Consider the following 22,812-nt stretch of genomic DNA (forward strand, 5'->3'; position numbering starts at 1 on the left):
CGCATACGTCACGAAGTAGGTCAATTAGCAGGTCAAAGCACTATTTCGTCACGCGCATTTTCGTCCCGCGATGTCTCTGCGCTACAATTCATCACAGGACACGGGCGTGACGAAATAGAAGGTGGGAAATGACCTGCGTGGAATGTGGTGCGCCGCTGACGGTCGCCGGTCGCGGGCGGCGACCGAGGTACTGCTCGCGTGCCTGCCAGGCGAAGGCGTACCGCGCCAGGGTCGCCGCCGGGGCGGTGGGTAGCGCCGTCGAGCGCCGGCCCGCGGATCCGGAGAGCGCGCTCGCCGAGGACGGAATCGTCGCCACGGCGGTGACGGTCGCGGACGCGGAGGGGCTCGCCGCGGCGTCGATGCGCAGGGTCGCGGCCGAACTCGGAGTCGGCACCATGTCGCTGTACCGCCATGTGTCCGGAAAGGACGAACTGGTGGTGCGCATGGTCGACGCGGTCCTCGCCGAGAAGCCGCGGCCCGACCCCGGACTCGTCGGCTGGCGTGCCAGGGCGGAGGCCGCGGCTCGCCGCGACTGGGGGATCTACCGCGCGCATCCCTGGGTGGTGAAGGTGTTCACCAGCACCCGGCTGTCGATGACCGAGCAGGAGATGACCGACATCGAGTGGATCCTGGCGGCGTTCGGCGAGGAGGGGCTGGACATCGGCACGACCTATCAGCTGGCGCTGCTGGTGTCCTCCTACGTCAACGGGGTCGGGATGCTGCTGGCTGGCGACGTCGAGGCCGAGCGGGAGTCCGGCGAGAGCATGGCCCAGTGGCGGGAGGCCCGGGTCCCGCTGGTGATCGAACGCGCGGCCAGCGGTGCCTATCCGTGGTTCGCCCAGTTCATCGAGCACGAGGTCGAGTTGCCACCGTTCGACGACATCTTCGAGTTCGGCCTGCAGCGGGTCCTGGACGGCATCACGCCCATGGTGGAAGCCGGGCGGCGTGATTGAAGTTGTGCGTAACCATGGTTGACCGTGCAAAAAACTGCACCTAGGCTGCGTGTTGTGCGCTCAGAACGAGCGCGGAACGGGGAGGTCATGGCGGGGTCATTCATGGCTGAGGAGATCGCCAGCCAGCCCGGGCACTGGCGCCGGGCCGCCGCGCTGGCCGGTGAGGTCGGCGACCGGCTGCCGCGCGAGGGCAGGCGGGTGGCCGTGGTCGGCTGCGGCACGTCCTGGTTCATCGCCGACTCCTACGCGGCGCTGCGGGAGGGTGGCGGCTTCGGCTACACCGACGCGTTCGCCGTCTCGGAGTTCCCGGCGTCGCGGCTCGGCGCCTACGACGAGGTGCTGGCCATCACGCGCTCCGGCACCACGACGGAGGTGCTCCGGCTGCTCGCCGACCTGCGTGGAACGACGCCGACCACGGTGATCACCGGTGTGCCCGCCGCGGTCGCGGACGTGGCCGACACCGTCGTCGACCTGTCGGTGAGCGACGAGCGTTCGGTGGTCCAGACCAGGTTCGCCACGTCGACGCTCGCGCTGCTGCGCGCGCATCTGGGCGCGGACATCGGTGTCGTGGCGGACCAGGCCGAGCGGGTACTCGGCGAGCCGGTCGACCCGCGCGTGCGGGAGGCTGGCCAGTTCACCTTCCTCGGCACCGGCTGGACGGTCGGCCTGGCCAACGAGGCCGCGTTGAAGCTGCGTGAGGCGTCCATCAGCTGGAGCGAGTCGTACCCGGCGTGGGAGTACCGCCACGGTCCGATCAGCATCAGCGAGCCGGGCAGGGTGACCTGGATGTTCGGCGACGCGCCGGAGGGCCTTTCGGACGAGGTGACCGCCACGGGCGGGACGTTCGTCGACGACGATCTCGACCCGCTCGCCGACCTGGTGCGGGCGCAACTGCTCGCCGGGGCGCTGGCCGCGGACCGGGGGCTGGACCCGGACCAACCGAGAAACCTGTCCCGCTCGGTCGTTCTCGGCTGACCGGTTCGACAGAATCAACGGCATGACGACACGGGTGGTGGCTCTGGACATCGGCGGCACGGCGATCAAGGCCGCGCTGCTGGACCGAGACCTACGGGTCCTGGACACTCGCCGGGCAGCCACTCTGCACGAGGCACCCGGGGTGACCAGCGCCGACGCGCTGGCAGGCCAGGTCGAGGGCCTGGTCGCCGACCTGGCCGGTGGCAGCAAGCCGGCGGCGATCGGGGTGGTGGTTCCCGGCATCGTGCACCGTGGGGTCGCGCACTACGCGGCCAACTTCGGCTGGCGCGAGGTACCGTTCGGCGCCATCCTCGCCGACCGGACCGGCGTGCCGGTGGCATTCGACCACGACGTACGGGCAGGCGGGCTCGCCGAGGCGCGGCTGGGCGCGGCCCGTGGTTGCGCGAACGTCGCGTTCATGCCGGTCGGTACGGGGATCGCGGTGGCGATGATGATGGACGGTCGGCTGGTCGTCGGTGGTGGGTACGCGGGCGAGATCGGACACGTCGACGTCGGCCACGGCGTGACCTGCGCCTGCGGGAACACCGGCTGCGTCGAGACCGTCGGCTCGGCCGCGGCCATCGCACGCCGGTACACCGAGCGGACCGGCAGGCAGGTTGCCGGTTCGCGGGAGGTACTGACGGCCGCCGATGGTGGCGACCGGGACGCCGCCGTGGTGGTGGACGAGGCGATCGACGCGCTGGCGAAGGGCCTGCGGGTCCTCGTCACGCTGGTCGCGCCCGAGGTCGTCGTTGTGGGTGGCGGGCTGTTCGCCGCGGGGGAGGCACTGGCCGCCCCGGTGCGGGAACGGCTGGACGGGCTGCTGAGGTTCCAGCGGCGACCGGAAGTGCGGCTCGCCGAACTCGGTGAGATGGCGAGTTGCCTCGGCGCCGGGCTGCTGGCCTGGGAAGCGGCCGGATGATCCTCACCGTCACCCCGAACCCGGCGCTCGACGTCACCTACCGCGTGCCGCGGCTGGTGCCGGGCGGGGTGGTGAAGGCCGACCGGGTGTACCGGCGGGCCGGCGGCAAGGGTGTCAACGTCGCCAGGGTGCTGCACTCGCTGGGGGTACCGACGCTGGCGGTGCTGCCGGTCGGCGGTTCCGACGGCCGGGCCGTCGTGGAGGAGCTGGACAGTTCGGGTCTGGCATACCAGACAGTCGAGGTGGCGGGGCCGACACGGCGAACCGTCACCGTGGTGTCCACAGCGGACTCGACGGAGACGCTGGTGAGCGAGCCGGGCGAGCCACCGAGCGACGTGGAGTGGGCGGCGTTGCTGGACGTGGTGCGCGGGCGGATCGGCGAGGCGAGTGTGCTGGTCAGCTCCGGCAGCCTGCCGCCGGGTGCGCCGGTCGACGCCCACGCCCAGTTGCTGGCGCTGGCCGCGGAACACGGTGTGCCCTCGGTACTGGACACGTCGGGCGAACCGCTGCTGGCCGGGCTGGCCGGACGGCCCGCCGTCGTGAAGCCGAACGCCGACGAGCTGCGGCAGGTGATCGGCTCCGACGAACCGTTGCGGGCCATGGAAATGCTGCGGGACGCGGGCGCCGGCGCGGTCGTCGCGTCGTTCGGCGCCAGGGGAATGATGGCCCGTTGCGCCGACGGCACCTGGCTGGCCACCCCCTCGCGGTCCCTGACCGGCAACGCCACCGGCGCCGGTGACGCCGCGGTCGCCGGCATCGCCGAGGCGCTGGCAGGCGGCACACCGGACTGGCCGGGCCTGCTGCGCCGGGTGGTGGCTCTGTCGGCTTCCGCCGTGCTCGGCCCGCTGGCAGGCGACATCGACCACGCCTACCTGGAGGCCGAACTGCCGGCCGTGACCGTCGAGGAGATCGGGTAATGCCACTGGTCGGAACGGGCCGGATCATCGAGCCGGGGCGGGGATGCGCCGCGTTCAACGCCATCCAGCTCGAACACGTCACGGCGATCGTCGACGGCGCGCAGGCGGCGAATTCGCCGGTGGTCCTGCAGCTCAGTCACAACGCGGTGCGCTACCACGGGGCGCTGGGCCCGATCGGCCTGGCGGCGCTGGCCGCCGCGCGGGCGGCGACCGTGCCGGTCGCCGTGCACCTCGACCACGCCGAGTCGCCGGAGCTGGTACGCGAGGCGGTCGAGCTGGGGTTCGGCTCGGTGATGTTCGACGCGTCGTCGTTGCCCTACGCCGACAACGTGCGTGCGACCAGGGAGGTCGTCGAGCACTGCCACCGGCACGGTGTGTGGGTGGAGGCCGAACTGGGTGAGGTCGGTGGCAAGGACGGCGTGCACGCACCCGGCGCGCGGACCGATCCCGCCGAGGCCGCCGAGTTCGTCGCGGCGACGGGTGTCGACGCGCTGGCGGTCGCGGTCGGGACCTCGCACGCCATGCTGACCAGGGACGCGCGGCTGGACTTCGACCTGATCGGACGGTTGCGGGACACCGTGGGGGTGCCACTGGTGCTGCACGGGTCGTCTGGGGTTTCAGACACCGATCTGGCCAAGGCGGTGAGCGCCGGGATGACGAAGATCAACATCGCGACGCAGCTGAACAAGGAGTTCACCGCGGGGGTGCGGGACTACTGCGAGCGGCATCCGGACGTGGTCGATCCGCGCAAGTACCTCGGCGCCGGCCGGGATCGGCTGGCGGCCGAGGTGGAACGGCTGCTGTCGGTGATCAGGCAATAAGGACCCGGATGCCCTCGGACTCGAACGCCGAGACCATCTCGGGGGGTGCGGCGGTGTCGGTGATGAGCAGGTCGACGGCGGAGATGGGGCAGATCCGCGCGAACGCGCTGCCGCCCAGTTTCGAGCTGTCGCCGACGACCGCGACCTGACGGGCCCGTGACGCCAGCAGGCCGTCGATGCTGGCCTCGCCCTCGTGGTGGGCGTAGGCGCCGCGTTGCGGGTCGATCGCGTCGATGCCGAGGAAGACCAGGTCGAGCGTGATCTCCTCGAGGATGTGCGTGGCCAGCGGTCCGGTCAGCTCGAACGAGTGCTGCCGCGCGACACCGCCGGTCACCACGGTCTTGATGTGCGGGCGAACGGCCAGTTCGTTGCCGATGTTGAGCGCGTTCGTGACGACCGTCAGCGCGGGCACGTCGGCTCGCTCGTTCAGGTCCGGGCGGGTCGCGATGGCCCTGGCCACCTCGGTGATCGTGGTGCCGCCGTTCATGCCGACGACCATGCCCCGCTCGACGAGCCGGGACGCGGCGGCGCTGATGCGCTGCTTCTCCGGCGCGTTGCGAGCGGCCTTGTGCCGCAGCGGCAGGTCGTAGGCGACATTGCTGGCGACGGCGCCACCCCTGGTGCGGGTGAGCAGCTGGCGTTCGGCCAGATGGTCCAGATCGCGGCGGATGGTCGCGGCCGAAACGCCCAGTTCCTCGGCCGTCTGGTCCACATCGATCTTGTCGCGCTGGCCCACCATGTCCAGCAGCACACTGAGCCGTTCGTGCCGGTCCACGGGCGCCGTCCCTCCCCGGTGCTTCCCACCGGTGCTCGAACCTACTACGTATTGCTGCGTGAACATGATGCGCCAACCGGAAGTTGTTGCAACTTTGTTCACTGTGTCTGTTGACACATGCGTGAAAGCCGACAAAACTGCGCACTTACGCGCAACTCGACAGGGTGGTGGGCCATGCGCAAGATTCTTCCCGTGGTGGTGGCTGCCGCCGCCGTGCTGGCGGCGTGCGGAACTCCGACGGGCGGTGAGAACCCCGGCGCCAACAGCCTGCCCGGGGTGGACCAGTACTTCGCGGCGCCGTGTCCCGAACCGGGCGTCAAACCGGTGGGCAAGCAGTTCACCTACTGGTCGATGTGGACGGCCGACGAGCCGCAGGGCCGGGTGCTGAAGAAGGCCATCGACTGCTTCACCCAGAAGACCGGCGTGCAGATCACCGTGCAGTGGCTCGGCCGCAAGGTCCTCACCCAGAACGTGGCGCCGTCGCTGAACACCGACTCCGTCCCGGATCTGATCGACCAGGACCTCAACCAGATGTCCGCGGCGATCATGGCACCCGGTGGCACGCAGAGCGTGCAGGACGTGTTCGCGATGAAGGTCGGCGAGGGCGACAAGACGGTGCGTGACGTCCTCACCCCCGGCACGTTCGAGCTGGCGCAGAACAAGGACAAGGCCGGGCAGCCGTTCCTGGTGCCGTACGAGGTGCTGTCCAACGCCTGGTGGTACGACAAGTCTGACATCCCAGACTTCGTCGCACCCAAGACGATCGACGAGATGTTCGGCCTGTTCGACCGGATCAAGCAGTCCGGCAAGGGCGTGATCAGCCAGGACGGCGACATCAACGACTACAACGCCTACTTCTTCACCCAGTTCGCCGCCCGGTACGTCGGGCCGGGTGGGCTGGCCAAGGCCGCGTCCGACCGAAGTGGACAGTCTTGGAAGTCAGACCCCGGTTTCCTGGAGGCGGCCAAGCTGACCGAACGGCTGGCCAAGGGTGGCTACTTCCTGTCCGGCTGGGACGCCTCGAAGTTCCCGCAGGTGCAGCAGCGCTGGGCCGACGGTGAGTCCGCGTTCGTCTACAACGGCAGCTGGCTGCCCAGCGAGGCCCGGGAGTACCTCGGCAAGCAGGGCGGTGGCCAGTCGATCACGTTCGGATCGTTCCAGATCCCGCTTCCGCAGGGTGCGAAGCACGACATCGTCGAGCAGTTGCCCATCGGGTTCTCGGTGACGGCGAAGGCCCGCAACCCGGAGCCGGCCAAGGCGTTCATCGCCTACGTGCTCAACAAGGACATCCTGTCTGGTATCCCAGCCGTCAGTAACAACCTGACGCCCCGGGCCGACCTCGCGGTGCCGGACGACCTCAAGGAGATCAAGGCCGTCCTCGACGACCCGAACAAGAAGCCGGCACTGTTCAAGGACGGTATCGACGGGATGTTCGGCGGCAAGTACGTCGAGAACGTCTTCTACCCGGCCAGCAACGCCCTGCTGAAGGGAACGCTGACCGCGCAGCAGTTCATCGACCAGCTCGCCGCCAAGACGGCCGAGTACTGGACGGCGCAGGGCTGATGGCGTCGGCCGTCACGACGGGCAGGCGGCGGCTGTTCTGGCCGCTGCTCGGCCCGGCGATGGCGCTGTACCTGATCTTCCTGGTACTGCCGACCATCGCCACGGTGGTGCTCAGCTTCACGAGCTGGTCCGGTGCGGGTGACACCCCGGAGTTCGCCGGGATCACGCCGTACCGGGAGATGTTCGCCAACGAGGCGTTCTGGTACTCGTTCCTCAACACCGTGCTCTACATCGTGGTCGGCGGGGCGGGGACGTTCCTGCTCGCGTTCCTGTTCACGATGGTGCTGCGGGACATGCGGGGCGGCAAGATCGTCCGGGCGATCCTGTTCTTCCCGAACATCGTCGCGCCGGTGGCGCTGGGCATGTTCCTCGGGTTCGTGTTCCAGTACCAGCCGAACAAGCAGGGCCTGGCCAACTTCCTGCTGGAGTCCGTCGGCCTGTCCGCGGCGAAGTTCCTGCAGCCGGAGAACGTCACCTACACCGTGATCGCCGCGCTGGTGTGGGCCAGCTCCGGCTTCTACATCACGATCCTGATGGCCGCGGTCGACCGCATTCCGCCCTACCTGTACGAGGACGCCGACATCGCGGGTGCGTCACCGTGGCAGAAGTTCCGCAACGTCACGCTCCCGCTGACCTGGGACGTGGTCGGTGTGGCCGGTGTGCTGTGGACGATCAACGCGATGAAGATCTTCGAGCTGGTCTTCGTGCTCGCCGGGCCGGGTACCGAGTCGCCGCCGGTGCGTTCCTGGACGCTCGGGATCTACGTGTTCCACTGGTCCTTCGGCACCAAGGGAACGCCCGCCTACGGGGCGGCCTGTGCCTGCGCGGTCATGATGATCGTGCTGGTGTCCGTGTTCGTCGTCTTGTTGCGCCGGATCATGCGGCGCGACGTGATCCAGTTCTAGGGACGGCAGATGTCGGCACGCAAACCCAAGCCCCCGCCCGGCTCCCGCCGGTTCAGCCCGCTGCGTCTGGTGGGCAAGACAGTGGTGTGGGTGTTCACCGCGTTCAACCTGTTCATCCTGTACTGGCTGATCGCGTCGTCGTTCAAGACGCCCGTCGAGATCTTCACCCAGCCGTTCCAGCTTCCCCTGCAGTGGTTCGCGGTCGGCGATCCCTTCCGCAACTTCTCCTACGCGTGGAACCAGGCCGGTTTCGGCTCGGCGTTCCTGACCACGACGGTGCTGGTCGCGGTGGCGGCGGTACTGACGGTCGCGCTGGCCGCGCCCGCTGCGTACGCGCTGACCCGGCTCGGTGTCCGCGGCTCCAACCCGCTGACGAACTTCTTCGCCATCGGCATGGGCGTGCCGTTCCAGACGGTCGTGATCCCGCTGTTCGTCGGCATGGCCGAGCTGAACCTGACCGACGACCTGTTCGGCCTGCTGCTGATCTACGTCGCGTTGTCGCTGCCGTTCACCGTGTTCCTGCTGACCGGGTTCTTCCGGTCGCTGCCCGGCGAGATGGAGGAGGCTGCGGCGATCGACGGAGCCTCGCCGCTGCGGACGTTCCTCTCGATCATGTTGCCGCTGGCCCGCGGCGGCTTGATCACGGCGCTCATCCTCAACGCGATCGGTCTGTGGAACGAGACGCTGCTGGCCATCGTGTTCCTGCAGGACAACGCGAAGTTCACGCTGGCCCGCGCGCTGTTCACGTTCTACAGCGCCGCGCGGTACCAGTCCGAGTACGGCGGCCTGCTCGCCGGCGTCGCCATCGTCGTGCTGCCGATGCTGGTGCTCTACGTCCTGCTGGCCCGCCGGATCATCACCGGGCTCACGCTCGGCGCCGGGAAGTGAGGGGATAGCGATGGCAACGGTGTCCTTCCGCGGCGCGACGCGCTACTACGCGGGCAACGACGAACCGGCGGTCCGCGGGCTCGACCTCGACGTCGCCGACGGCGAGTTCCTGGTCCTGGTCGGCCCGTCCGGCTGTGGCAAGTCGACGACGTTGCGGATGCTCGCCGGGCTGGAGGGTGTCGACGAGGGCTCGGTGTGGATCGGCGACCGCGACGTCAGCGACGTCCCGCCGAGCGAGCGCGACATCGCCATGGTGTTCCAGAACTACGCGCTGTACCCACACATGACGGTCGCCGAGAACATCGGCTTCCACCTCAAGATCCGCAGGATTCCGAAGGCCGAACGGGACAGTCTGGTCGCCGAGGCAGCCGAGCTGCTGGATCTCACGCCGTTGCTCGGGCGCAAGCCGGCGAAGCTGTCCGGCGGTCAGCGGCAGCGGGTGGCCATGGGCCGGGCGATCGTCCGGCGGCCGCAGGTGTTCCTGATGGACGAGCCACTGTCCAATCTGGACGCCAAGCTGCGGGTGTCGACCCGGACGCAGATCGCCGCGTTGCAGCGGCGGCTCGGGGTCACGACGGTGTACGTCACGCACGACCAGGTCGAGGCCATGACGATGGGTGACCGGGTCGCCGTGCTCGAGGACGGCGTGCTGCAACAGTGCGACACCCCGATGGGCCTGTTCGCCAAGCCGGCCAACGTGTTCGTCGCCGGGTTCATCGGCTCGCCGTCGATGAACCTCCTGCGCCGGGGCGACGTCGTGCTCGGGGTACGGCCGGAGGGCTGGCGGATCAGCAAGGACGACGGCGGCATCCGGGCGACCGTCGAGGTCGTCGAGGAACTGGGCAGCGACCAGTACCTGTACTGCACGACACCGGATCACGACGTTCCGCTGGTCGTGCGCACGCCCGGCATGGCGCCGTGGGAGCGTGGCGACCGGATCGGCCTCGACCCGCTGCCCGGCGCCGCGCACGAGTTCGACGCCGGCACCGGCCTGCGGCTGGCCGACGCATGACCGAGCTGTATCGAGCCGACGTCGAACTGCCCGCGGCGAGTCTGGGATCCGAGAACCCGCTGCCACCACTGGTTTCGCCGCAACCGGTCCAGCAGGTGGCCAATCCGGACGAGCTGCCGGCGGACCTGCGGGCCGGCCTGGAGTACGGCAGGCTGGACAGCGTCCTGCCCTGCCTGCGGCAGGACGGCTACGACCGCGAGTTGCGGCCCCGCACGTTGCCGGCGCTGGCGCTGGAGAACGACCTGCTCCGCGCGGTCGTCCTGCCCTCGCTCGGCGGCAGGCTGTACTCGCTGGTGGACAAGCGGACCGGGCGGGAACTGCTGTTCCGCAACCCGGTGTTCCAGCCGGCGAACCTCGCGCTGCGCGACGCCTGGTTCGCCGGCGGCGTGGAGTGGAACCTGGGCAGCACCGGTCACACGACGCTGACCTGCTCGCCCATGCACGCCGCCGCCGTGACCGGACCGGACGGCTCACCGGTGCTGCGGATCTGGGAGTGGGAGCGGACGAGGAACCTGCCCTACCTGGTCGACTTCTGGTTGCCGGAGGGTTCGCCGGTCCTGCTGGTCGGGGTACGCGTCCGGAACCCGCACGACGAGGACGTCCCCGCGTACTGGTGGTCGAACATCGCCGTCCCGCAGTCCGCGGACACCAGGGTGCTCGTCCCAGCGGAGAAGGCGTGGCACTACGGCTACCGCGGGACCCTGGACCTGGTCCCGGTGACGCCCGACCTGACCAGCCCGATGCGGCACGAACACGCGGCCGACTTCTTCTTCGAGATGTCCGTACGCCGGCCGTGGATCGCTGCGGTCGGCGGTGACGGTTACGGCCTCGCGCAGGCGTCGACCGCCCGGCTGCGTGGGCGGAAACTCTTCGTCTGGGGTACCAGACGCGGTGGGCGGCGGTGGCAGAGCTGGCTGGCGCCCGGTGTGGCGGGTGACGGCTACCTGGAGATCCAGGCCGGTCTGGCCCGCACCCAGCTGGAACACCTGCGCCTGCCCCCAGGGCAGAGCTGGGATTGGCTGGAGGCGTACGGACCGGTGTCTGGGATTTCAGACCCGGCGGGCGTCGAGACCCAGATTGCCGACCCCGAGGTACTGGAGTCGAGACTGGATCAGTGGCGCACGGTCGCGGACCGGGAGCCGGGCGAGATGCTGCACACCGGATCGGGCTGGGGAGCGCTGGAGGTGCGGCGTGCTGGGTTCGACCTACCCGGCACACCGTTCGGCGAACCTGGTGAACCGCAGCGGCCGTGGCTGGACCTGTTGTCCGGCGAGGATTTGCGCGGCGAGCCCGGCACACCGCCGGGCTGCACCCTGGTCGCACCCGCCTGGCGCCGCCTGCTCGAGGATGCCGAGGACAACTGGCTGGTCTGGTACCACCGCGGTGTCGCGCGGTGGTACACCGGCGACCGCGCCGGTGCGTCGGCGGCCTGGCTGGCGTCCGATGCGGCGTCGGCGAACCCGTGGGCACGCCGGAACCTCGCCGTTATGGCCACAATGGACGGTCGGCCGGAGGAAGCCGCCGAGCTGCTGGCGTCGGCACTCGCACTGCGTCCGGACGAGCCCGCGCTGGCGGTCGAGGCCGTCGAGGCGGCGGGGCCGCGAGGTGTCCTCGATCTGGTGTCCGAGCTACCCGAGCGGGTTCGCGGACTTGGCCGGATCCGGCTGCTGGAGGCACGCGCGCTGCTGGCCACCGGTGACCCGGCGGGTGCACTGGCCGTTTTCGACGAAGGCTTCGAGATCGCCGATCTGCGTGAGGGCGAGACGTCACTTTCCGATACGTGGCAGGAGATTCAATGGAGTCTGGGATCCGAGACTCCGCTTCCCGAGAGGTACGACTTCCGGATGTCATAGGAACAACCAGGAGGAGTGATGGGCGAACTGTCCAGGCGCGGGGCCTTGCGCGCGGGAGCGATCGCCGGGCTGGGGCTCGGCGCGGCGGGAGCAGGTGTGCTGCCCGCCGCGGCCGAGCCGGACGAGGTGGAGTCACCACCGGCTCGGCGCGGCAAGTCGATGATCGGGGTGCCGTTCCAGCGGATGGACGCGCCGCGGTTCGGCATCATCGGGCTGGGTAACCGGGGCGCGAGCATGCTGCCGCTGCTGCTCGCGGTCCCCAACGCGCGGGTGACCGCGTTGTGTGACACCCGAGCCGACGTCGTGCGGAAGGCGGCGAAGGTGGTGACCGACGCGGGGCAGCCACAGCCCGCGCAGTACTCCGGCGGTGAGGAGGAATACCGGAAGCTCTGCCAGCGGTCCGATGTGGACTTCGTGTACGTCGCCACGCCGTGGGAGTGGCACGTGCCGATGTCGGTCGAGGCGATGCGGGGTGGCAAGCACGTCGGCGTCGAGTGCCCGATGGGCATCACGGTGCGGGATCTGTGGGAGCTGGTCGACACCAGCGAGCAGACCCGCAAGCACTGCATCCAGCTGGAGAACTGCGTCTACGGCCGCAACGAGATGCGGGTCCTGCGGATGGCGCACGCGGGGAAGTTCGGCCAGCTGCTGCACGGCGCCGGCGCGTACCTGCACGACCTGCGGGAGCTGCTGTTCTCGAAGACGTACTACGCGAACCAGTGGCGTCGCAAGTGGCACACCCGGCTGGACGGCGATCACTACCCGACGCACGGCCTCGGGCCGGTGGCGGCGTACATGGACATCCACCGTGGTGACCGGCTCGCGCGGATCACCGCGATGAGCACCCCGGCGCTCGGCCTCGCCGAGTACCGCGCCGCGCACATGCCGGCCGGTGACGAGACGTGGCGGGAGCGCTACGTCAAGGGTGACGTCACGCAGAGCCTGATCCAGACCGAGCGGGGCCGGGTCATCCACGTCGTGCACGGTGTGTCCGGGCCGCACCCGTACAGCAGGCTCAATCACCTGGCCGGTACCAAGGGCGTGTTCGAGGACTACCCGCCGCGGATCTACCTCGAACCCGACGCGAGCGACCACCAGTGGGACCCGTTCGACAACTACAAGTCGTTCGACCACTGGCTGTGGACCGACGTCGGTCCCGGGCCCGGCGGGCACGGCGGGATGGACTACATCATGTTGTGGCGGCTGGTGCAGTGCATGCGGCTGGGGCTGCCGCCGGACCTGGACGTCTACGACTCGGCCGCGACCAACGCGCCGTTCCCGCTGACGGTGACGTCGATCCGTCGCGGTGGCGCGCCGGTCGCCGTGCCGGACTTCACCAGGGGCAACTGGAAGACCCCGCACGCCGGTCCGGACTCGCCGAAGCCCTGATCCGGCAGGTCAGTCGCCGGTGCAGACCGCACCCTTGGCCGCCGAGCCGACGAGGCGGGCGTACTTCGCCAGTACGCCCGTGCGCCGGCTCGGCGGTGGCGGCTGCCAGCCCGCGCGCCTGCGCTCCAGTTCCTCGGCGGGCACGCCGACGTCGAGGGTCCGGGTCTCCAGGTCGAGCGTGATCGGGTCGCCGTCACGGACGAACGCGATCGGCCCGCCATGTGCCGCCTCCGGTGCGACGTGGCCGACACACAGGCCGGTCGTCCCGCCGGAGAAGCGCCCGTCGGTCAGCAGCAGCACGTCCTTGCCCAGGCCCGCGCCCTTGATGGCGCCGGTGACCGCGAGCATCTCCCGCATCCCCGGGCCGCCCCGCGGGCCCTCGTAGCGGATCACGACGACATCGCCCGCCTGCAGCTCGCCGAGTGCGTCCATGGCTGCCTGTTCGGTGTCGAAGACGCGCGCGGTGCCCTCGAACCGCGTCGAGTCGAACCCCGCGCTCTTCACCACCGCGCCCTCCGGTGCGAGGCTGCCGTGCAGGATGGTCAGGCCGCCGGTCGGATGAATCGGGTTGTTCAGCTTGCGGACGACCTCGCCGTCCAGCTCCGGCGGGTCCAGCTCGGCCAGGTTCTCCGCCAGGGTGCGGCCGGTGACGGTCAGGCAGTCGCCGTGCAGCAGGCCGGCGTCCAGCAGCGCCTTCATCACGACCGGAACACCACCGACCCGGTCGACCGCGGTCATCACGTGCCTGCCGAACGGCTTCACGTCCGCGAGGTGCGGCACGCGGTCGCCGATGCGGGTGAAGTCGTCCAGCGTCAGTTCGACCCCGGCCTCGTTGGCGATGGCGAGCAGGTGCAGCACGGCGTTCGTGGACCCGCCGAGTGCCATCACGACCGCGATGGCGTTCTCGAACGCCTCCTTCGTGAGGATGCGCCGCGCGGTGATGCCCTCGGCGAGCATCCCGACGACGGCCTCCCCGCTGGACCTGGCGAACCTGTCCCGGCGGCGGTCCACCGACGGCGGGCTGGCCGAGCCGGGCAGCGACATGCCGAGCGCCTCGGCAGCACACGCCATGGTGTTGGCCGTGTACATCCCGCCACACGCGCCTTCCCCGGGGCAGATCGCGCGTTCGATGCGGTCGACCTCCTCGCGGCTGATCAGGCCGCGGGCGCAGGCCCCCACCGCCTCGAAGGCGTCGATGATCGTGACCTCGCGGCCGTCGACCGTTCCCGGCAGAATCGAGCCCGCGTAGAGGAACACCGCCGCGACGTCGAGGCGGGCGGCCGCCATGAGCATGCCCGGCAGGCTCTTGTCGCACCCGGCCAGCAGCACGGCGCCGTCCAGGCGCTCGGCCTCCATGACGGTCTCCACCGAGTCGGCGATGATCTCCCGCGACACCAGCGAGAAGTGCATGCCCTCGTGGCCCATCGAGATGCCGTCGGACACCGAGATCGTCCCGAACTCCATCGGGAAGCCGTTCGCGGCGTGCACACCCTGCTTGCTCGCCTGCGCCAGCCGCTGCAGCGACAGGTTGCACGGGGTGATCTCGTTCCACGACGAGGCGATGCCGATCTGCGGTTTGCTGAAGTCCTCGTCGCCCATCCCGACCGCGCGGAGCATGCCGCGAGCGGCCGCCCGCTCGATTCCGTCGGTGACGTCCCTGCTGCGAGGTTTGAGGTCGGCCATGCCGCGATTCTCCAGTGCCGGGCGGTCTGACGCGAGCCCACACTGGACGCATATGCCAAGTGGGCTATATTGATGCCATGGCAAGTACATTCGAGGTGCTGGCCGAGCCGCGTCGCAGGGAGATCCTCGACCTGCTCCGGGCGGGGGAGAAACCGGTCGGAGACCTGGTGGACCACCTGGCGCTCACTCAGCCGACGGTGTCCAAACACCTGAAGATCCTCAGGGAGGCGGGCCTGGTCGAGGTGCGCCAGGACGCGCAGCGGCGCTGGTACCGGCTGCGTCCGCAGCCGCTCGCCGAGATCGACGAGTGGCTCGCGCCCTACCGCCGGTTCTGGGAGTCCAGGTTGGACGCGCTGGAACGCCATCTCGACACCATGCCCGACGAGGAGGAGATCGATGGGTGACACGACCATGACCACGATCGGCGGCAAGCCGGTGCTGCGCTTCGAGCGGGTGCTCGCGCATCCACCCGCCAAGGTGTGGCGGGCGGTGTCCGATCCGGACGAGCTCAAGCACTGGTTCCCCGCGGTGATCGAGGCGGAGGCGGCCGCGGGCGCGTCGATGCGGTTCGTCATGGACGACGGCGAGGACGTCACCAGCGGCGAGGTGCTGGAGTACGACCCGCCGAAGGTGTACGCCTTCCGGTGGGCCGACGAGGTACTGCGGTTCGAGATCCTTTCGCACGAGCGGGGCAGCGTGCTGGTGTTCACCCACACTCTCACCGAGGGCCAGGAGTTCATCGCGGCGCGCAACACCGCCGGCTGGGAGGTCTGCCTCGTCGCCCTGGAAGCCCGGCTGGACGGGGTGGAGGCCGAGCTGCCGGACCACCGCCCGCTGATGGAGTCCTATGTGGAGCACTTCGGTATCGGCAGGGGCGAGGTCGTGGAAACCGCGGACGGCTTCGAGGTGCGGTTCCGCCGTGACGTCGTCTGGCGTCCGGTCGAGACCGTCTGGGAGATGCTCGCGGACGGTGGAACCGTCACCGAGGGACAGGCTCCGCCGCCGGGGTTCACCGCCGGCCCGATCCAGGCAGGCCAGGTCACCGAGGTGGAGTCGCCACGGCTGCTCGTCTTCGAGTGGACCCTTAATGGCTTGACCGCCGGACAGGTGCGCTGGAAGCTCGTCCACGAACCGAGGCTGGCCACCTATGTGGAGCTGACCCAGACGGTCGCCCGCCGGTTCGACGCCGAGCTGCCGGTACTGCTGGCCGCGTGGCAGGTGCGGCTCGAGGTGCTGTTCGGATCGCTGCTCGGACTGGAACGCGAATGGTCCGACGAGCGATTCAACCAGCTGAGGGCCGAGCTTCATTAGGGAGTGTGGATGGAACACGCGATCGAGGCCGCCGGGCTGGTCAAGACGTTCGGCGACACCCGGGCGGTCGACGGCGTGGATCTCGCCGTCCCCGGCGGGGCCGTGTACGGGTTTCTCGGCCCGAACGGGGCGGGCAAGACGACCACGATCCGCATGCTGGCCACGCTGCTCCAGCCCGACGCCGGGACGGCGAAGGTGCTCGGCCACGACGTCGTCACCGATGCCGACAAGGTGCGCAGCAAGGTCAGCCTGACCGGGCAGTTCGCCTCGGTCGACGACGACCTGACGGGCGTCGAGAACCTCGTCCTGCTGGGACGGTTGCTCGGATTCGGCAAACGCCAGGCCCGCGTCCGCGCGGGCGAGCTGCTCGACGCGTTCGGCCTCGCCGAGGCCGGCGCCAAGCTGGTGAAGAACTACTCGGGCGGCATGCGACGGCGGATCGACATCGCGGCGAGCATCGTCGTCGCGCCGGAGCTGATGTTCCTCGACGAGCCGACCACGGGCCTGGACCCGCGTAGCCGCAACCAGGTGTGGGACATCGTCCGCGCGCTGGTGCGGGAGGGCACCACCGTGCTGCTCACCACGCAGTACCTGGAGGAGGCCGATCAGCTGGCCGACCGCATCGCGGTCATCGACAGGGGCCGCGTCATCGCCGAGGGCACCACGGGGGAGCTCAAGGCCTCCGTCGGTTCGGGCGCGCTCCACGTCCGCCTGACCGAACCGGCCCGGCGCGACGACGCCGAGCGAATCCTGACCGAGGCTCTCGGTGAGCCGGTGGAGTTCGAGTCCGACCCGGCGGCGCTGGTGGTGCGGGTGTCCCAGCCGGATCGCGTCGCCGCCGCGCTCGCGCGGCTGCCGGAGGCCGGGATCTCGGTCGCCGGTTACTCGCTCGGCCAGCCCAGCCTCGACGAGGTGTTCCTGGCGCTGACCGGTCACCCCGCTGAGGAACACGAGACCGAGGAGGTGGTGGCATGACCACGGCGCCACCGGCGAGCCCGCTCGTCGAGGAGGATCTGCGCAAGGCGCTGACGATGCGTACCCGGCCGCGGCGGCCGAGTGCGTTGTCCGCCGCGCTGACGTTCGGCTGGCGAGCCATGCTCAAGATCAGGCACGTCCCGGACCAGCTGTTCGACGTCACGATCTTCCCGATCATGATGACCCTGATCTTCACCTACCTGTTCGGCGGCGCGCTGGCCGGTTCGACCGACGCCTACCTGCAGGTCTTTCTGCCGGGAATCCTGGTGCAGAGCATCGTGATGATCACGATGTACACCGGTGTCGGGATGAACGAGGACATCGCCAAGGGCGTGTTCGACCGGTTCCGGACGCTGCCGATCTGGCGGCCCGCGGCGATCGTCGGGGCGTTGTTCGGTGACGTCGTCCGCTACACGCTCGGTGCCACCATCACGATCGTGCTCGGGCTGATCCTGGGATTCCGCCCGTCGGGTGGAGTCGTCGGTGTGGTGCTCGGCGTGCTGCTCCTGCTGGTGTTCGCGTTCAGCCTGTCCTGGGTGTGGACGATGTTCGGCCTCATCCTGCAGACGTCCAAGTCGGTGATGGGCTGGAGCATGATGGTGCTGATGCCGCTCACCTTCGGCAGCAACATCTACGTCAGCCCGGACACCATGCCGTCGTGGCTGGAGGCCGTCGTCAACGTCAACCCGGTGACGCATCTGGTGACCGCGGTGCGTGGGCTGATGCACGGCAACGTCGGATTCGCGCAGGTCGGGTGGGTACTCGTCGCGTGCGTGGCCCTGGTCGCGGTGTTCGGCCCGATCGTGATGCGGCTCTACTCGAAGAAGCGCTGACCGCGCTCACCACCGGGGCTCGGCGGTTCCGTATCCCGGCGGTCTCGGCCAGCTGAGGCCGTGGCCGTCGAGTGTGCCGGGTGGGCTCACCGCGGTGATGCGCGCGTCGACCGGGGTGAGCCACCGGTCGCCCTCCGGGGCGGCAGACGGCACCGCATGCGCCGGCCGCGGCTGCCCGAGCAGCCAGTGGGCGGTCCGGGCGAGCGACAGCCGCCGATGCAAGGTGCCCCCCTCCGCGCGCTGGCGGCGGACGCCGTCCAGTGCCGCCGCCGCGCAGAGGTATCCGGTCCCGTGGTCGAGGAGCTGGCAGGGCATGGCGCCCGGCGTTCGCTCATCGGCTGACTCGGCCATCGCGATCCCGGAGGCCGCCTGCACGATGCTGTCGAAACCCCGCCGCTCACCCCACGGGCCGGTCGTTCCCCACGCCGACAGCGACACCGTCACCAGGCCGGGGTGACGTTCGGCGAGGTCGGCAGGGCTGAGGCCGAACGCGTCCAGCGTGCCGGGACGGTAGCCGTGGACCAGCACGTCGGCGGCGCCGAGCAGTTCGTGCAGGCGCGCGTGGCCCACGGCGGTGCGGGCGTCGAGCACGGCGCTGCGCTTGCCGAGCAGGCTGTCCTCGGAGCCGGGCAGTTCCGGCCGGTGGGGTGGATCCAGCCGCAGGACGTCCGCGCCGAGCGCGGCGAGGAAGCGGGTGCACACCGGGCCGGCGATGACCCGGGTGAGGTCGAGCACCCGCAGGCCCGACGCCGGCAGCGGCCCCGCCCCTCGGCGGCGCGGTTCCGCGTCGCCCGTCCGGACGGCCTCGATCAGCGGAGCGGCGGCCACCGCCTGCCCGGCGGGCGTGGCCAGCCACTCCGACTCGGTGCGGACAGCCGCCGCGACACCGCCGGCCGCGACGATCCGTTCCGCCAGGTCGGCGGCGCGTTCCCGCGACATGGCCGCCTCGACGTCGTCCGGCTCACCCAACGCGTCGAGCAGGGAATCCCGATGCCACGGGTAGTTGGCGTGGGTACGCAACCAGCCGTCGGCGGTCTGCCAGAACCGCGACAGCCTGGCGAACCCGGCCGGTGCCGCCATCCCGTCCCGCCGGAGATGGGCTTCGCTGCGTACCGCGGCGGCGACGTGCCCGGTCGTGAGCCCGACCGAGCGCGCGCCGCACAACGCGGCACCGGCCAGCAACGCGGTACCCACGCAAGCGATTGCCACGTCGAGCACCGGCAGCCGGGACGGCAGGTGGCCGGGTTCGCCGTCGACGCGCACCTCGGCAGGTCGCTCCTCGTCACCGGCGACCGCCAACCACGCCCGGTCGAGTGCGTGCCGCCACGTCGGTTCGTTCACCTGGCCGATTCTCCGCCTTGTCGGCGGGCGGGCGGTGCCCTACCCTCGTCGCTAGAGCGATCTATCAAATGAGCATCCCGGGAGGGACCATGCGAGACGCCCACACCACCGGCCTGGTCGCGCTCCGGATCGTGCTCGGCTTCAGCGTGCTCAGCACGGGTCTGCATTACGCCCACAACGTGTTCGCGATCGACCAGTACCCGCCGGTGCCCGGTCTCAGTGACCTGGTCGCCCAGATCCTGGTCGCGGGCGCCTGGGTCCTGCTCACGGCCGCCGGCGCGGTCGGCTACCTGCGGTACACGCAGCGGCGCTACTGGGCCGCAAACGCTTTCCTGCTGGTCTACTCGCTTTCCGGGCTGGGCTCGCTCGGGCACTTCGTGATCGACGTGCCGAACATCCCCGCCTTCTGGTTCGCCACCATCGTCACCGACGCGCTGGCCGCCGCGGCGATCTGGGGATTCGTCATGTGGACGGCGTCGATGCTCGGGAGGGCTGCTCGGCTGCATCCTGCCGCCCGTTGACCGAGCGCAGTAGCCGCATGGCGTCGGCCAGCGCGGTCGAGGTGTCCGTACCGAGCGGTTCCAGCACGATCTCGCGAAGGATCGCGGCACAGGCACGCCGTGCTTCGCAGGCGATCTCCTTCCCGTGATCGGTGAGGCAGGCGAAGGTCACCCTGCGGTCGTCCGGGCTCGGTACGCGCTGGATCAGCCCGGCCGCCGCCAGCCGGTCGGCCACCTTCGTGAAACCGCCGCTGGACAGCGCCGCCTCCTTGGCCAGCCGGGTCATCGGCATCCGGTGCTCGGGTGAACGCAGCAGGCGGATGAGGATGTCGAAGGACGCGGGCGCCAGCCCGAACCGTCGCTCGATCTCGCCCATCAACCGGTCCTGAGTGGCCAGGTAGCCCTCGATCACCAGGCCCCACCAGGTGACCATCTCGTCGTCGTCTGTCCGGGGGTCGGGTCGCGTCGTCACGCCTCCACTATATCTCGCCGGAATATATCTTGCGCGGAAGATGTTTTCGGATTACCTTGGTTCTACCGGCTCTGAGGAGAAACCCATGAAGACCAGCGGCCTGCACCACGTCACCGCCATCGGTGGCGACCCCCAGCGCAACGCGGACTTCTACCTGCGCACACTCGGGTTGCGCCTGGTGAAGACGACAGTCAACTTCGACGACCCGGGCACCTACCACCTCTACTACGGGGACGGTTCCGGCCGTCCCGGCTCGCTGATGACGTTCTTCCCCTGGCGCGACGCGCCCAGCGGGCGGCGTGGCACCGGCCAGGCCACCACGACGTCGTTCTCCGTGCCCGAGGCCTCCATCGGCTGGTGGAAGCAGCACCTCGCGTCGGCCGGCGTGGAGACCAGTCAGGTCACCAGCAGGGACAACGAGGAGACGCTGACCTTTCAGGACCCGGACGGTCTGGTCCTCGCGCTCGTCGCGCATCCGCAGGGTGATCCGCGGGAGCCGTGGGACACCGCCCTCGTCCCGGCTGAGCACGCGATCCGCGGACTGCATTCGGTGACGCTTTCGGTGTCCAAAGAGGACGCCACCGCCGGAATGCTGACCGGAGACCTCGGCCTGAGCTTCACCGAGCAGGACGGCAACCGGCTACGGTTCAGCGCCGGTGACGGTGGCCCGGGCGCGATGGTCGACGTCCTGGTCACCCCCGATGCCCCGCGAGGTCTCGTCGCGGCGGGCACGGTGCACCACGTCGCCTGGCGTGCGCCCGACGAGCCGACCCAGCTGACCTGGCGTGAGGAACTGGTGGACAAGGGCGTTCAGGTCACCTCCGTGCTCGACCGGCAGTACTTCCGTTCCATCTACTTCCGCGAGCCCGGCGGCACCCTCCTCGAGGTGGCTACCGACGAACCCGGCTTCTCCATCGACGAGCCGTTGCTCGAACTCGGGCGGGCGCTCAAGCTGCCGCCGTGGCTCGAGCCCAACCGCGAGCAGATCTCGGCGACGCTGCCCAAGCTGCGGTTGCCCAGCGAGAACAACCCCGAGGTCCGGGCATGACCTCGCTGTCACTGGAACACCTGTTCACCGAGGGCGACCCGGGCCTGCCGGTGCTGCTGCTCCTGCACGGCACCGGCGGAAGCCCCGGGGACCTCGCCGGCCTCGGCAAGGAGCTCAGCCCCGGATCGGCGATGCTCGCGCCGGCCGGACCGGTGTCCGAGCACGGTGCCGCCCGCTGGTTCCGCCGCCTGCGTGAAGGCGTCTTCGACACCGAGGACGTCATCGCGCGGACGCACCAACTGGCGGAGTTCGTCACCGCGGCGAGCGAGCAGTACGGCCTGGCCGGGCGCCGGCTGGTCGCCGTCGGGTTCTCCAACGGCGCCAACATCGCGGCAGCGCTCGTTCTGCTGCGGCCGGACGTGCTGCGTGAGGCCGCGTTGTTCGCGGCCATGCAGCCCGTGCCCGACCCGCCGGACCACTCACTCACCGGAAGCAGGGTGTTCCTGGCCAACGGCACCAGGGATCCAATGGCGCCGCTGGACTCCGCCGACCGCCTGGTTCGGTCCCTGCGGGAACGCTCGGCCGACGTCACCATTCACCGTCACCCCGGCGGCCACAACATCACCCTCGACGGCGTCGAGGCCGCGGCTGCCTGGCTGACCTCACGACCGTGACATGCCGCCTGAGCAGGGCGCAACCCCGGAACACGCCAACGGGCCGGCCGTCGGCGCATGGTGGATGAACGGGCCGTTCGTGCCCGTGCCTGATCACCGATTCGGACGCGACCGGCGACCTACCGCGAAGTAGTATCCGGGGGAGAGCGCGAGGGGAGTCGGTGTGCGCGAAGAGGAACCGGGATTCGTCAGGCGAGCGAGCCAGCTGGCCGGCTGGGCCGCGCGAACGGGCATGTCGCTCGGCAGGCGGCTGCCCGGCGCCGAGGTGGCCGAACGAAGCCTCCGGTCGCTGGAGCGGGCCGCCATGAGCGAGCTCCGGCGCAGGCTCGAGGCCGTCGACGACCCGTACCTGGCGGCGCTGAGCGCGGCGTCGGCGATGCAGCAGCACACCGACAACGGGCGGGTGACGACCGCTGAGGCGGGCAGGTACGAGGTCAGGGACGCCGTCGCCGTCGTCCCCGCGGGCCAGGGGGCGGCCGAACCGCTGCGTGCCGCGATGGCCGAGCTGCTGAACCGCTCGATCGGGCTCGCGGCCGACCGTGCGCGGGAGTACCTCTACGCCATCATCCTGCGTCAGCTGACCCCGGACGAGGCGAGGATTCTCGCCGCACTCGCCGACGGCGCTCCATACCCGGTGCTGGACGTCACGGAACGGACGAACCTCGGCGGTGCCGGACGGACGGTGCTGCGCAACGCGTCGACGGTCGGCAAGGCGGCCGGGGTCACGCTGCTGGACCAGGCTCCGCACTACGTGACCCGGCTGGTCGGCCTCGGTCTCGCCGACATCGAGGGCGAGATCGGCTCGCTGGAGACCCAATACGAGATCCTCATGACCGACAACGTCGTGCGTGCCGCGGAGGCGTCGGTCAAGCGGGCCCGGTTCGTCCGGCGGTCACTGCGGATATCGACGCTGGGCGCGCAGTTCTGGCAGGCGTGCGACCCGGCGGGGCACTGACGACCGACCATCCGGATCGTCGCTGGTCACGTCGTCGCGAAGACCACTCTTTCGGCCCACGATGCCCGTGCGCCGGTACCACTTCCGTGTGACCATGGGTCGCTCGG

23 protein-coding genes are annotated in these 22,812 nt (G+C 70.0%); 19 read left to right on the forward strand and 4 right to left on the reverse strand.

Going from position 1 to position 22,812, the window contains the following annotated elements; genetic code table 11:
• Positions 1 to 128 precede the first annotated feature (128 nt).
• From EWH70_RS22475 to EWH70_RS22495, 5 genes are all read left to right on the forward strand, one after another.
• Positions 129 to 953: a TetR/AcrR family transcriptional regulator gene (locus EWH70_RS22475; RefSeq protein ID WP_130477456.1), complete on the forward strand. Its 825-nt coding sequence runs from the start codon at positions 129 to 131 to the stop codon at positions 951 to 953.
• Positions 954 to 1,040: 87 nt separating this feature from the next.
• Positions 1,041 to 1,928 carry an SIS domain-containing protein gene (locus tag EWH70_RS22480; RefSeq protein ID WP_130477457.1) on the forward strand — a complete coding sequence of 296 codons (888 nt, stop codon included), beginning with the start codon at positions 1,041 to 1,043 and terminating at the stop codon, positions 1,926 to 1,928.
• A 22-nt stretch (positions 1,929 to 1,950) separates the two neighbouring features.
• A complete protein-coding gene (locus EWH70_RS22485) occupies positions 1,951 to 2,850 on the forward strand; it encodes an ROK family protein (protein ID WP_130477458.1) in 900 nt (299 codons plus the stop codon).
• Complete coding sequence (locus EWH70_RS22490) at positions 2,847 to 3,767, forward strand: 1-phosphofructokinase family hexose kinase (RefSeq protein ID WP_130477459.1); 921 nt, start codon at positions 2,847 to 2,849, stop codon at positions 3,765 to 3,767. The genes EWH70_RS22485 and EWH70_RS22490 overlap by 4 nt, the downstream gene beginning before the upstream one ends.
• Complete coding sequence (locus EWH70_RS22495; RefSeq protein ID WP_130477460.1) at positions 3,767 to 4,588, forward strand: class II fructose-bisphosphate aldolase; 822 nt, start codon at positions 3,767 to 3,769, stop codon at positions 4,586 to 4,588. Before EWH70_RS22490 ends, EWH70_RS22495 begins: the two co-directional genes overlap by 1 nt.
• On the opposite strand, the gene EWH70_RS22500 is transcribed toward EWH70_RS22495, so the two are convergent.
• Positions 4,578 to 5,363 (reverse strand): DeoR/GlpR family DNA-binding transcription regulator, encoded by a 786-nt coding sequence (locus EWH70_RS22500; RefSeq protein WP_130477461.1) that lies wholly within the window; start codon positions 5,361 to 5,363, stop codon positions 4,578 to 4,580. The genes EWH70_RS22495 and EWH70_RS22500 overlap by 11 nt on opposite strands.
• A 174-nt stretch (positions 5,364 to 5,537) precedes the next feature.
• Between EWH70_RS22500 and EWH70_RS22505 the strand changes: the two genes are divergently transcribed.
• Genes EWH70_RS22505 through EWH70_RS22530 form a run of 6 tightly spaced genes read left to right on the forward strand, consistent with a single transcriptional unit; the run spans position 5,538 to position 12,973 of the window.
• On the forward strand, positions 5,538 to 6,926 hold the full coding sequence (locus EWH70_RS22505) for an ABC transporter substrate-binding protein (protein WP_130477462.1): 1,389 nt from the start codon (positions 5,538 to 5,540) through the stop codon (positions 6,924 to 6,926).
• Positions 6,926 to 7,831, forward strand: a complete 906-nt coding sequence (locus EWH70_RS22510; protein ID WP_130477463.1) for a carbohydrate ABC transporter permease — start codon at positions 6,926 to 6,928, stop codon at positions 7,829 to 7,831. The genes EWH70_RS22505 and EWH70_RS22510 overlap by 1 nt, the downstream gene beginning before the upstream one ends.
• A 9-nt stretch (positions 7,832 to 7,840) precedes the next feature.
• Complete coding sequence (locus EWH70_RS22515) at positions 7,841 to 8,719, forward strand: carbohydrate ABC transporter permease (RefSeq protein WP_130477464.1); 879 nt, start codon at positions 7,841 to 7,843, stop codon at positions 8,717 to 8,719.
• A 10-nt stretch (positions 8,720 to 8,729) separates the two neighbouring features.
• Positions 8,730 to 9,731, forward strand: coding sequence for an ABC transporter ATP-binding protein (locus EWH70_RS22520; protein ID WP_130477465.1), 1,002 nt, complete (start codon positions 8,730 to 8,732; stop codon positions 9,729 to 9,731).
• Positions 9,728 to 11,584 carry a DUF5107 domain-containing protein gene (locus tag EWH70_RS22525; protein ID WP_130477466.1) on the forward strand — a complete coding sequence of 619 codons (1,857 nt, stop codon included), beginning with the start codon at positions 9,728 to 9,730 and terminating at the stop codon, positions 11,582 to 11,584. The genes EWH70_RS22520 and EWH70_RS22525 overlap by 4 nt, the downstream gene beginning before the upstream one ends.
• A gap of 18 nt (positions 11,585 to 11,602) precedes the next feature.
• Entirely contained in the window at positions 11,603 to 12,973 is a 1,371-nt protein-coding gene (locus tag EWH70_RS22530; protein WP_130477467.1) for a Gfo/Idh/MocA family protein, read from the forward strand.
• Between the two features lie 9 nt (positions 12,974 to 12,982).
• On the opposite strand, the gene ilvD is transcribed toward EWH70_RS22530, so the two are convergent.
• Complete coding sequence (ilvD, locus tag EWH70_RS22535; RefSeq protein ID WP_130477468.1) at positions 12,983 to 14,656, reverse strand: dihydroxy-acid dehydratase; 1,674 nt, start codon at positions 14,654 to 14,656, stop codon at positions 12,983 to 12,985.
• Positions 14,657 to 14,733: 77 nt separating this feature from the next.
• On the opposite strand from ilvD, the gene EWH70_RS22540 reads away from it, so the two are divergent.
• Genes EWH70_RS22540 through EWH70_RS22555 form a run of 4 tightly spaced genes read left to right on the forward strand, consistent with a single transcriptional unit; the run spans position 14,734 to position 17,775 of the window.
• Entirely contained in the window at positions 14,734 to 15,060 is a 327-nt protein-coding gene (locus tag EWH70_RS22540; protein WP_130477469.1) for an ArsR/SmtB family transcription factor, read from the forward strand.
• Positions 15,053 to 15,967: an SRPBCC family protein gene (locus tag EWH70_RS22545; protein ID WP_130477470.1), complete on the forward strand. Its 915-nt coding sequence runs from the start codon at positions 15,053 to 15,055 to the stop codon at positions 15,965 to 15,967. The genes EWH70_RS22540 and EWH70_RS22545 overlap by 8 nt, the downstream gene beginning before the upstream one ends.
• 9 nt (positions 15,968 to 15,976) lie before the next feature.
• A complete protein-coding gene (locus tag EWH70_RS22550; protein WP_130477471.1) occupies positions 15,977 to 16,942 on the forward strand; it encodes an ATP-binding cassette domain-containing protein in 966 nt (321 codons plus the stop codon).
• Positions 16,939 to 17,775: an ABC transporter permease gene (locus EWH70_RS22555; RefSeq protein ID WP_130477472.1), complete on the forward strand. Its 837-nt coding sequence runs from the start codon at positions 16,939 to 16,941 to the stop codon at positions 17,773 to 17,775. The genes EWH70_RS22550 and EWH70_RS22555 overlap by 4 nt, the downstream gene beginning before the upstream one ends.
• Positions 17,776 to 17,781: 6 nt before the next feature.
• Here the strand turns inward: EWH70_RS22555 and EWH70_RS22560 are convergent, their stop codons facing one another.
• On the reverse strand, positions 17,782 to 19,116 hold the full coding sequence (locus EWH70_RS22560; RefSeq protein WP_205669210.1) for a CoA transferase: 1,335 nt from the start codon (positions 19,114 to 19,116) through the stop codon (positions 17,782 to 17,784).
• Between the two features lie 89 nt (positions 19,117 to 19,205).
• Between EWH70_RS22560 and EWH70_RS22565 the strand changes: the two genes are divergently transcribed.
• On the forward strand, positions 19,206 to 19,637 hold the full coding sequence (locus EWH70_RS22565; protein WP_205669211.1) for a hypothetical protein: 432 nt from the start codon (positions 19,206 to 19,208) through the stop codon (positions 19,635 to 19,637).
• Here EWH70_RS22565 and EWH70_RS22570 read toward each other — a convergent pair.
• Complete coding sequence (locus tag EWH70_RS22570) at positions 19,579 to 20,049, reverse strand: MarR family winged helix-turn-helix transcriptional regulator (protein ID WP_130477609.1); 471 nt, start codon at positions 20,047 to 20,049, stop codon at positions 19,579 to 19,581. The genes EWH70_RS22565 and EWH70_RS22570 overlap by 59 nt on opposite strands.
• Before the next feature lie 124 nt (positions 20,050 to 20,173).
• Between EWH70_RS22570 and EWH70_RS22575 the strand changes: the two genes are divergently transcribed.
• The 3 genes from EWH70_RS22575 to EWH70_RS22585 all read left to right on the forward strand — a co-directional run bounded on the left by EWH70_RS22575 (position 20,174) and on the right by EWH70_RS22585 (position 22,705).
• Positions 20,174 to 21,136: a ring-cleaving dioxygenase gene (locus EWH70_RS22575; protein WP_130477473.1), complete on the forward strand. Its 963-nt coding sequence runs from the start codon at positions 20,174 to 20,176 to the stop codon at positions 21,134 to 21,136.
• On the forward strand, positions 21,133 to 21,750 hold the full coding sequence (locus EWH70_RS22580; protein WP_130477474.1) for an alpha/beta hydrolase: 618 nt from the start codon (positions 21,133 to 21,135) through the stop codon (positions 21,748 to 21,750). The genes EWH70_RS22575 and EWH70_RS22580 overlap by 4 nt, the downstream gene beginning before the upstream one ends.
• A 232-nt stretch (positions 21,751 to 21,982) precedes the next feature.
• On the forward strand, positions 21,983 to 22,705 hold the full coding sequence (locus tag EWH70_RS22585; protein WP_130477611.1) for an Abi-alpha family protein: 723 nt from the start codon (positions 21,983 to 21,985) through the stop codon (positions 22,703 to 22,705).
• The last annotated feature ends 107 nt before the right edge of the window (positions 22,706 to 22,812 follow it).

It is taken from the genome of Amycolatopsis suaedae, from assembly GCF_004214935.1.
Taxonomy (GTDB): domain Bacteria; phylum Actinomycetota; class Actinomycetes; order Mycobacteriales; family Pseudonocardiaceae; genus Amycolatopsis; species Amycolatopsis suaedae.

Bases quoted from the DNA above. Each gene is read 5' to 3' on its own strand.
- EWH70_RS22575 (WP_130477473.1), top strand. From the start codon at position 20,174: ATGAAGACCAGCGGCCTGCACCACGTCACCGCCATCGGTGGCGACCCC.
- EWH70_RS22525 (WP_130477466.1), top strand. From the start codon at position 9,728: ATGACCGAGCTGTATCGAGCCGACGTCGAACTGCCCGCGGCGAGTCTG.
- EWH70_RS22570 (WP_130477609.1), bottom strand. From the start codon at position 20,049: ATGGTCACCTGGTGGGGCCTGGTGATCGAGGGCTACCTGGCCACTCAG.
- EWH70_RS22480 (WP_130477457.1), top strand. From the start codon at position 1,041: ATGGCGGGGTCATTCATGGCTGAGGAGATCGCCAGCCAGCCCGGGCAC.
- EWH70_RS22515 (WP_130477464.1), top strand. From the start codon at position 7,841: ATGTCGGCACGCAAACCCAAGCCCCCGCCCGGCTCCCGCCGGTTCAGC.
- EWH70_RS22540 (WP_130477469.1), top strand. From the start codon at position 14,734: ATGGCAAGTACATTCGAGGTGCTGGCCGAGCCGCGTCGCAGGGAGATC.
- EWH70_RS22490 (WP_130477459.1), top strand. From the start codon at position 2,847: ATGATCCTCACCGTCACCCCGAACCCGGCGCTCGACGTCACCTACCGC.
- EWH70_RS22580 (WP_130477474.1), top strand. From the start codon at position 21,133: ATGACCTCGCTGTCACTGGAACACCTGTTCACCGAGGGCGACCCGGGC.
- EWH70_RS22520 (WP_130477465.1), top strand. From the start codon at position 8,730: ATGGCAACGGTGTCCTTCCGCGGCGCGACGCGCTACTACGCGGGCAAC.
- EWH70_RS22585 (WP_130477611.1), top strand. From the start codon at position 21,983: ATGTCGCTCGGCAGGCGGCTGCCCGGCGCCGAGGTGGCCGAACGAAGC.
- EWH70_RS22485 (WP_130477458.1), top strand. From the start codon at position 1,951: ATGACGACACGGGTGGTGGCTCTGGACATCGGCGGCACGGCGATCAAG.
- EWH70_RS22530 (WP_130477467.1), top strand. From the start codon at position 11,603: ATGGGCGAACTGTCCAGGCGCGGGGCCTTGCGCGCGGGAGCGATCGCC.
- EWH70_RS22565 (WP_205669211.1), top strand. From the start codon at position 19,206: ATGCGAGACGCCCACACCACCGGCCTGGTCGCGCTCCGGATCGTGCTC.
- EWH70_RS22550 (WP_130477471.1), top strand. From the start codon at position 15,977: ATGGAACACGCGATCGAGGCCGCCGGGCTGGTCAAGACGTTCGGCGAC.
- ilvD (WP_130477468.1), bottom strand. From the start codon at position 14,656: ATGGCCGACCTCAAACCTCGCAGCAGGGACGTCACCGACGGAATCGAG.
- EWH70_RS22505 (WP_130477462.1), top strand. From the start codon at position 5,538: ATGCGCAAGATTCTTCCCGTGGTGGTGGCTGCCGCCGCCGTGCTGGCG.
- EWH70_RS22555 (WP_130477472.1), top strand. From the start codon at position 16,939: ATGACCACGGCGCCACCGGCGAGCCCGCTCGTCGAGGAGGATCTGCGC.
- EWH70_RS22545 (WP_130477470.1), top strand. From the start codon at position 15,053: ATGGGTGACACGACCATGACCACGATCGGCGGCAAGCCGGTGCTGCGC.
- EWH70_RS22495 (WP_130477460.1), top strand. From the start codon at position 3,767: ATGCCACTGGTCGGAACGGGCCGGATCATCGAGCCGGGGCGGGGATGC.
- EWH70_RS22510 (WP_130477463.1), top strand. From the start codon at position 6,926: ATGGCGTCGGCCGTCACGACGGGCAGGCGGCGGCTGTTCTGGCCGCTG.
- EWH70_RS22475 (WP_130477456.1), top strand. From the start codon at position 129: ATGACCTGCGTGGAATGTGGTGCGCCGCTGACGGTCGCCGGTCGCGGG.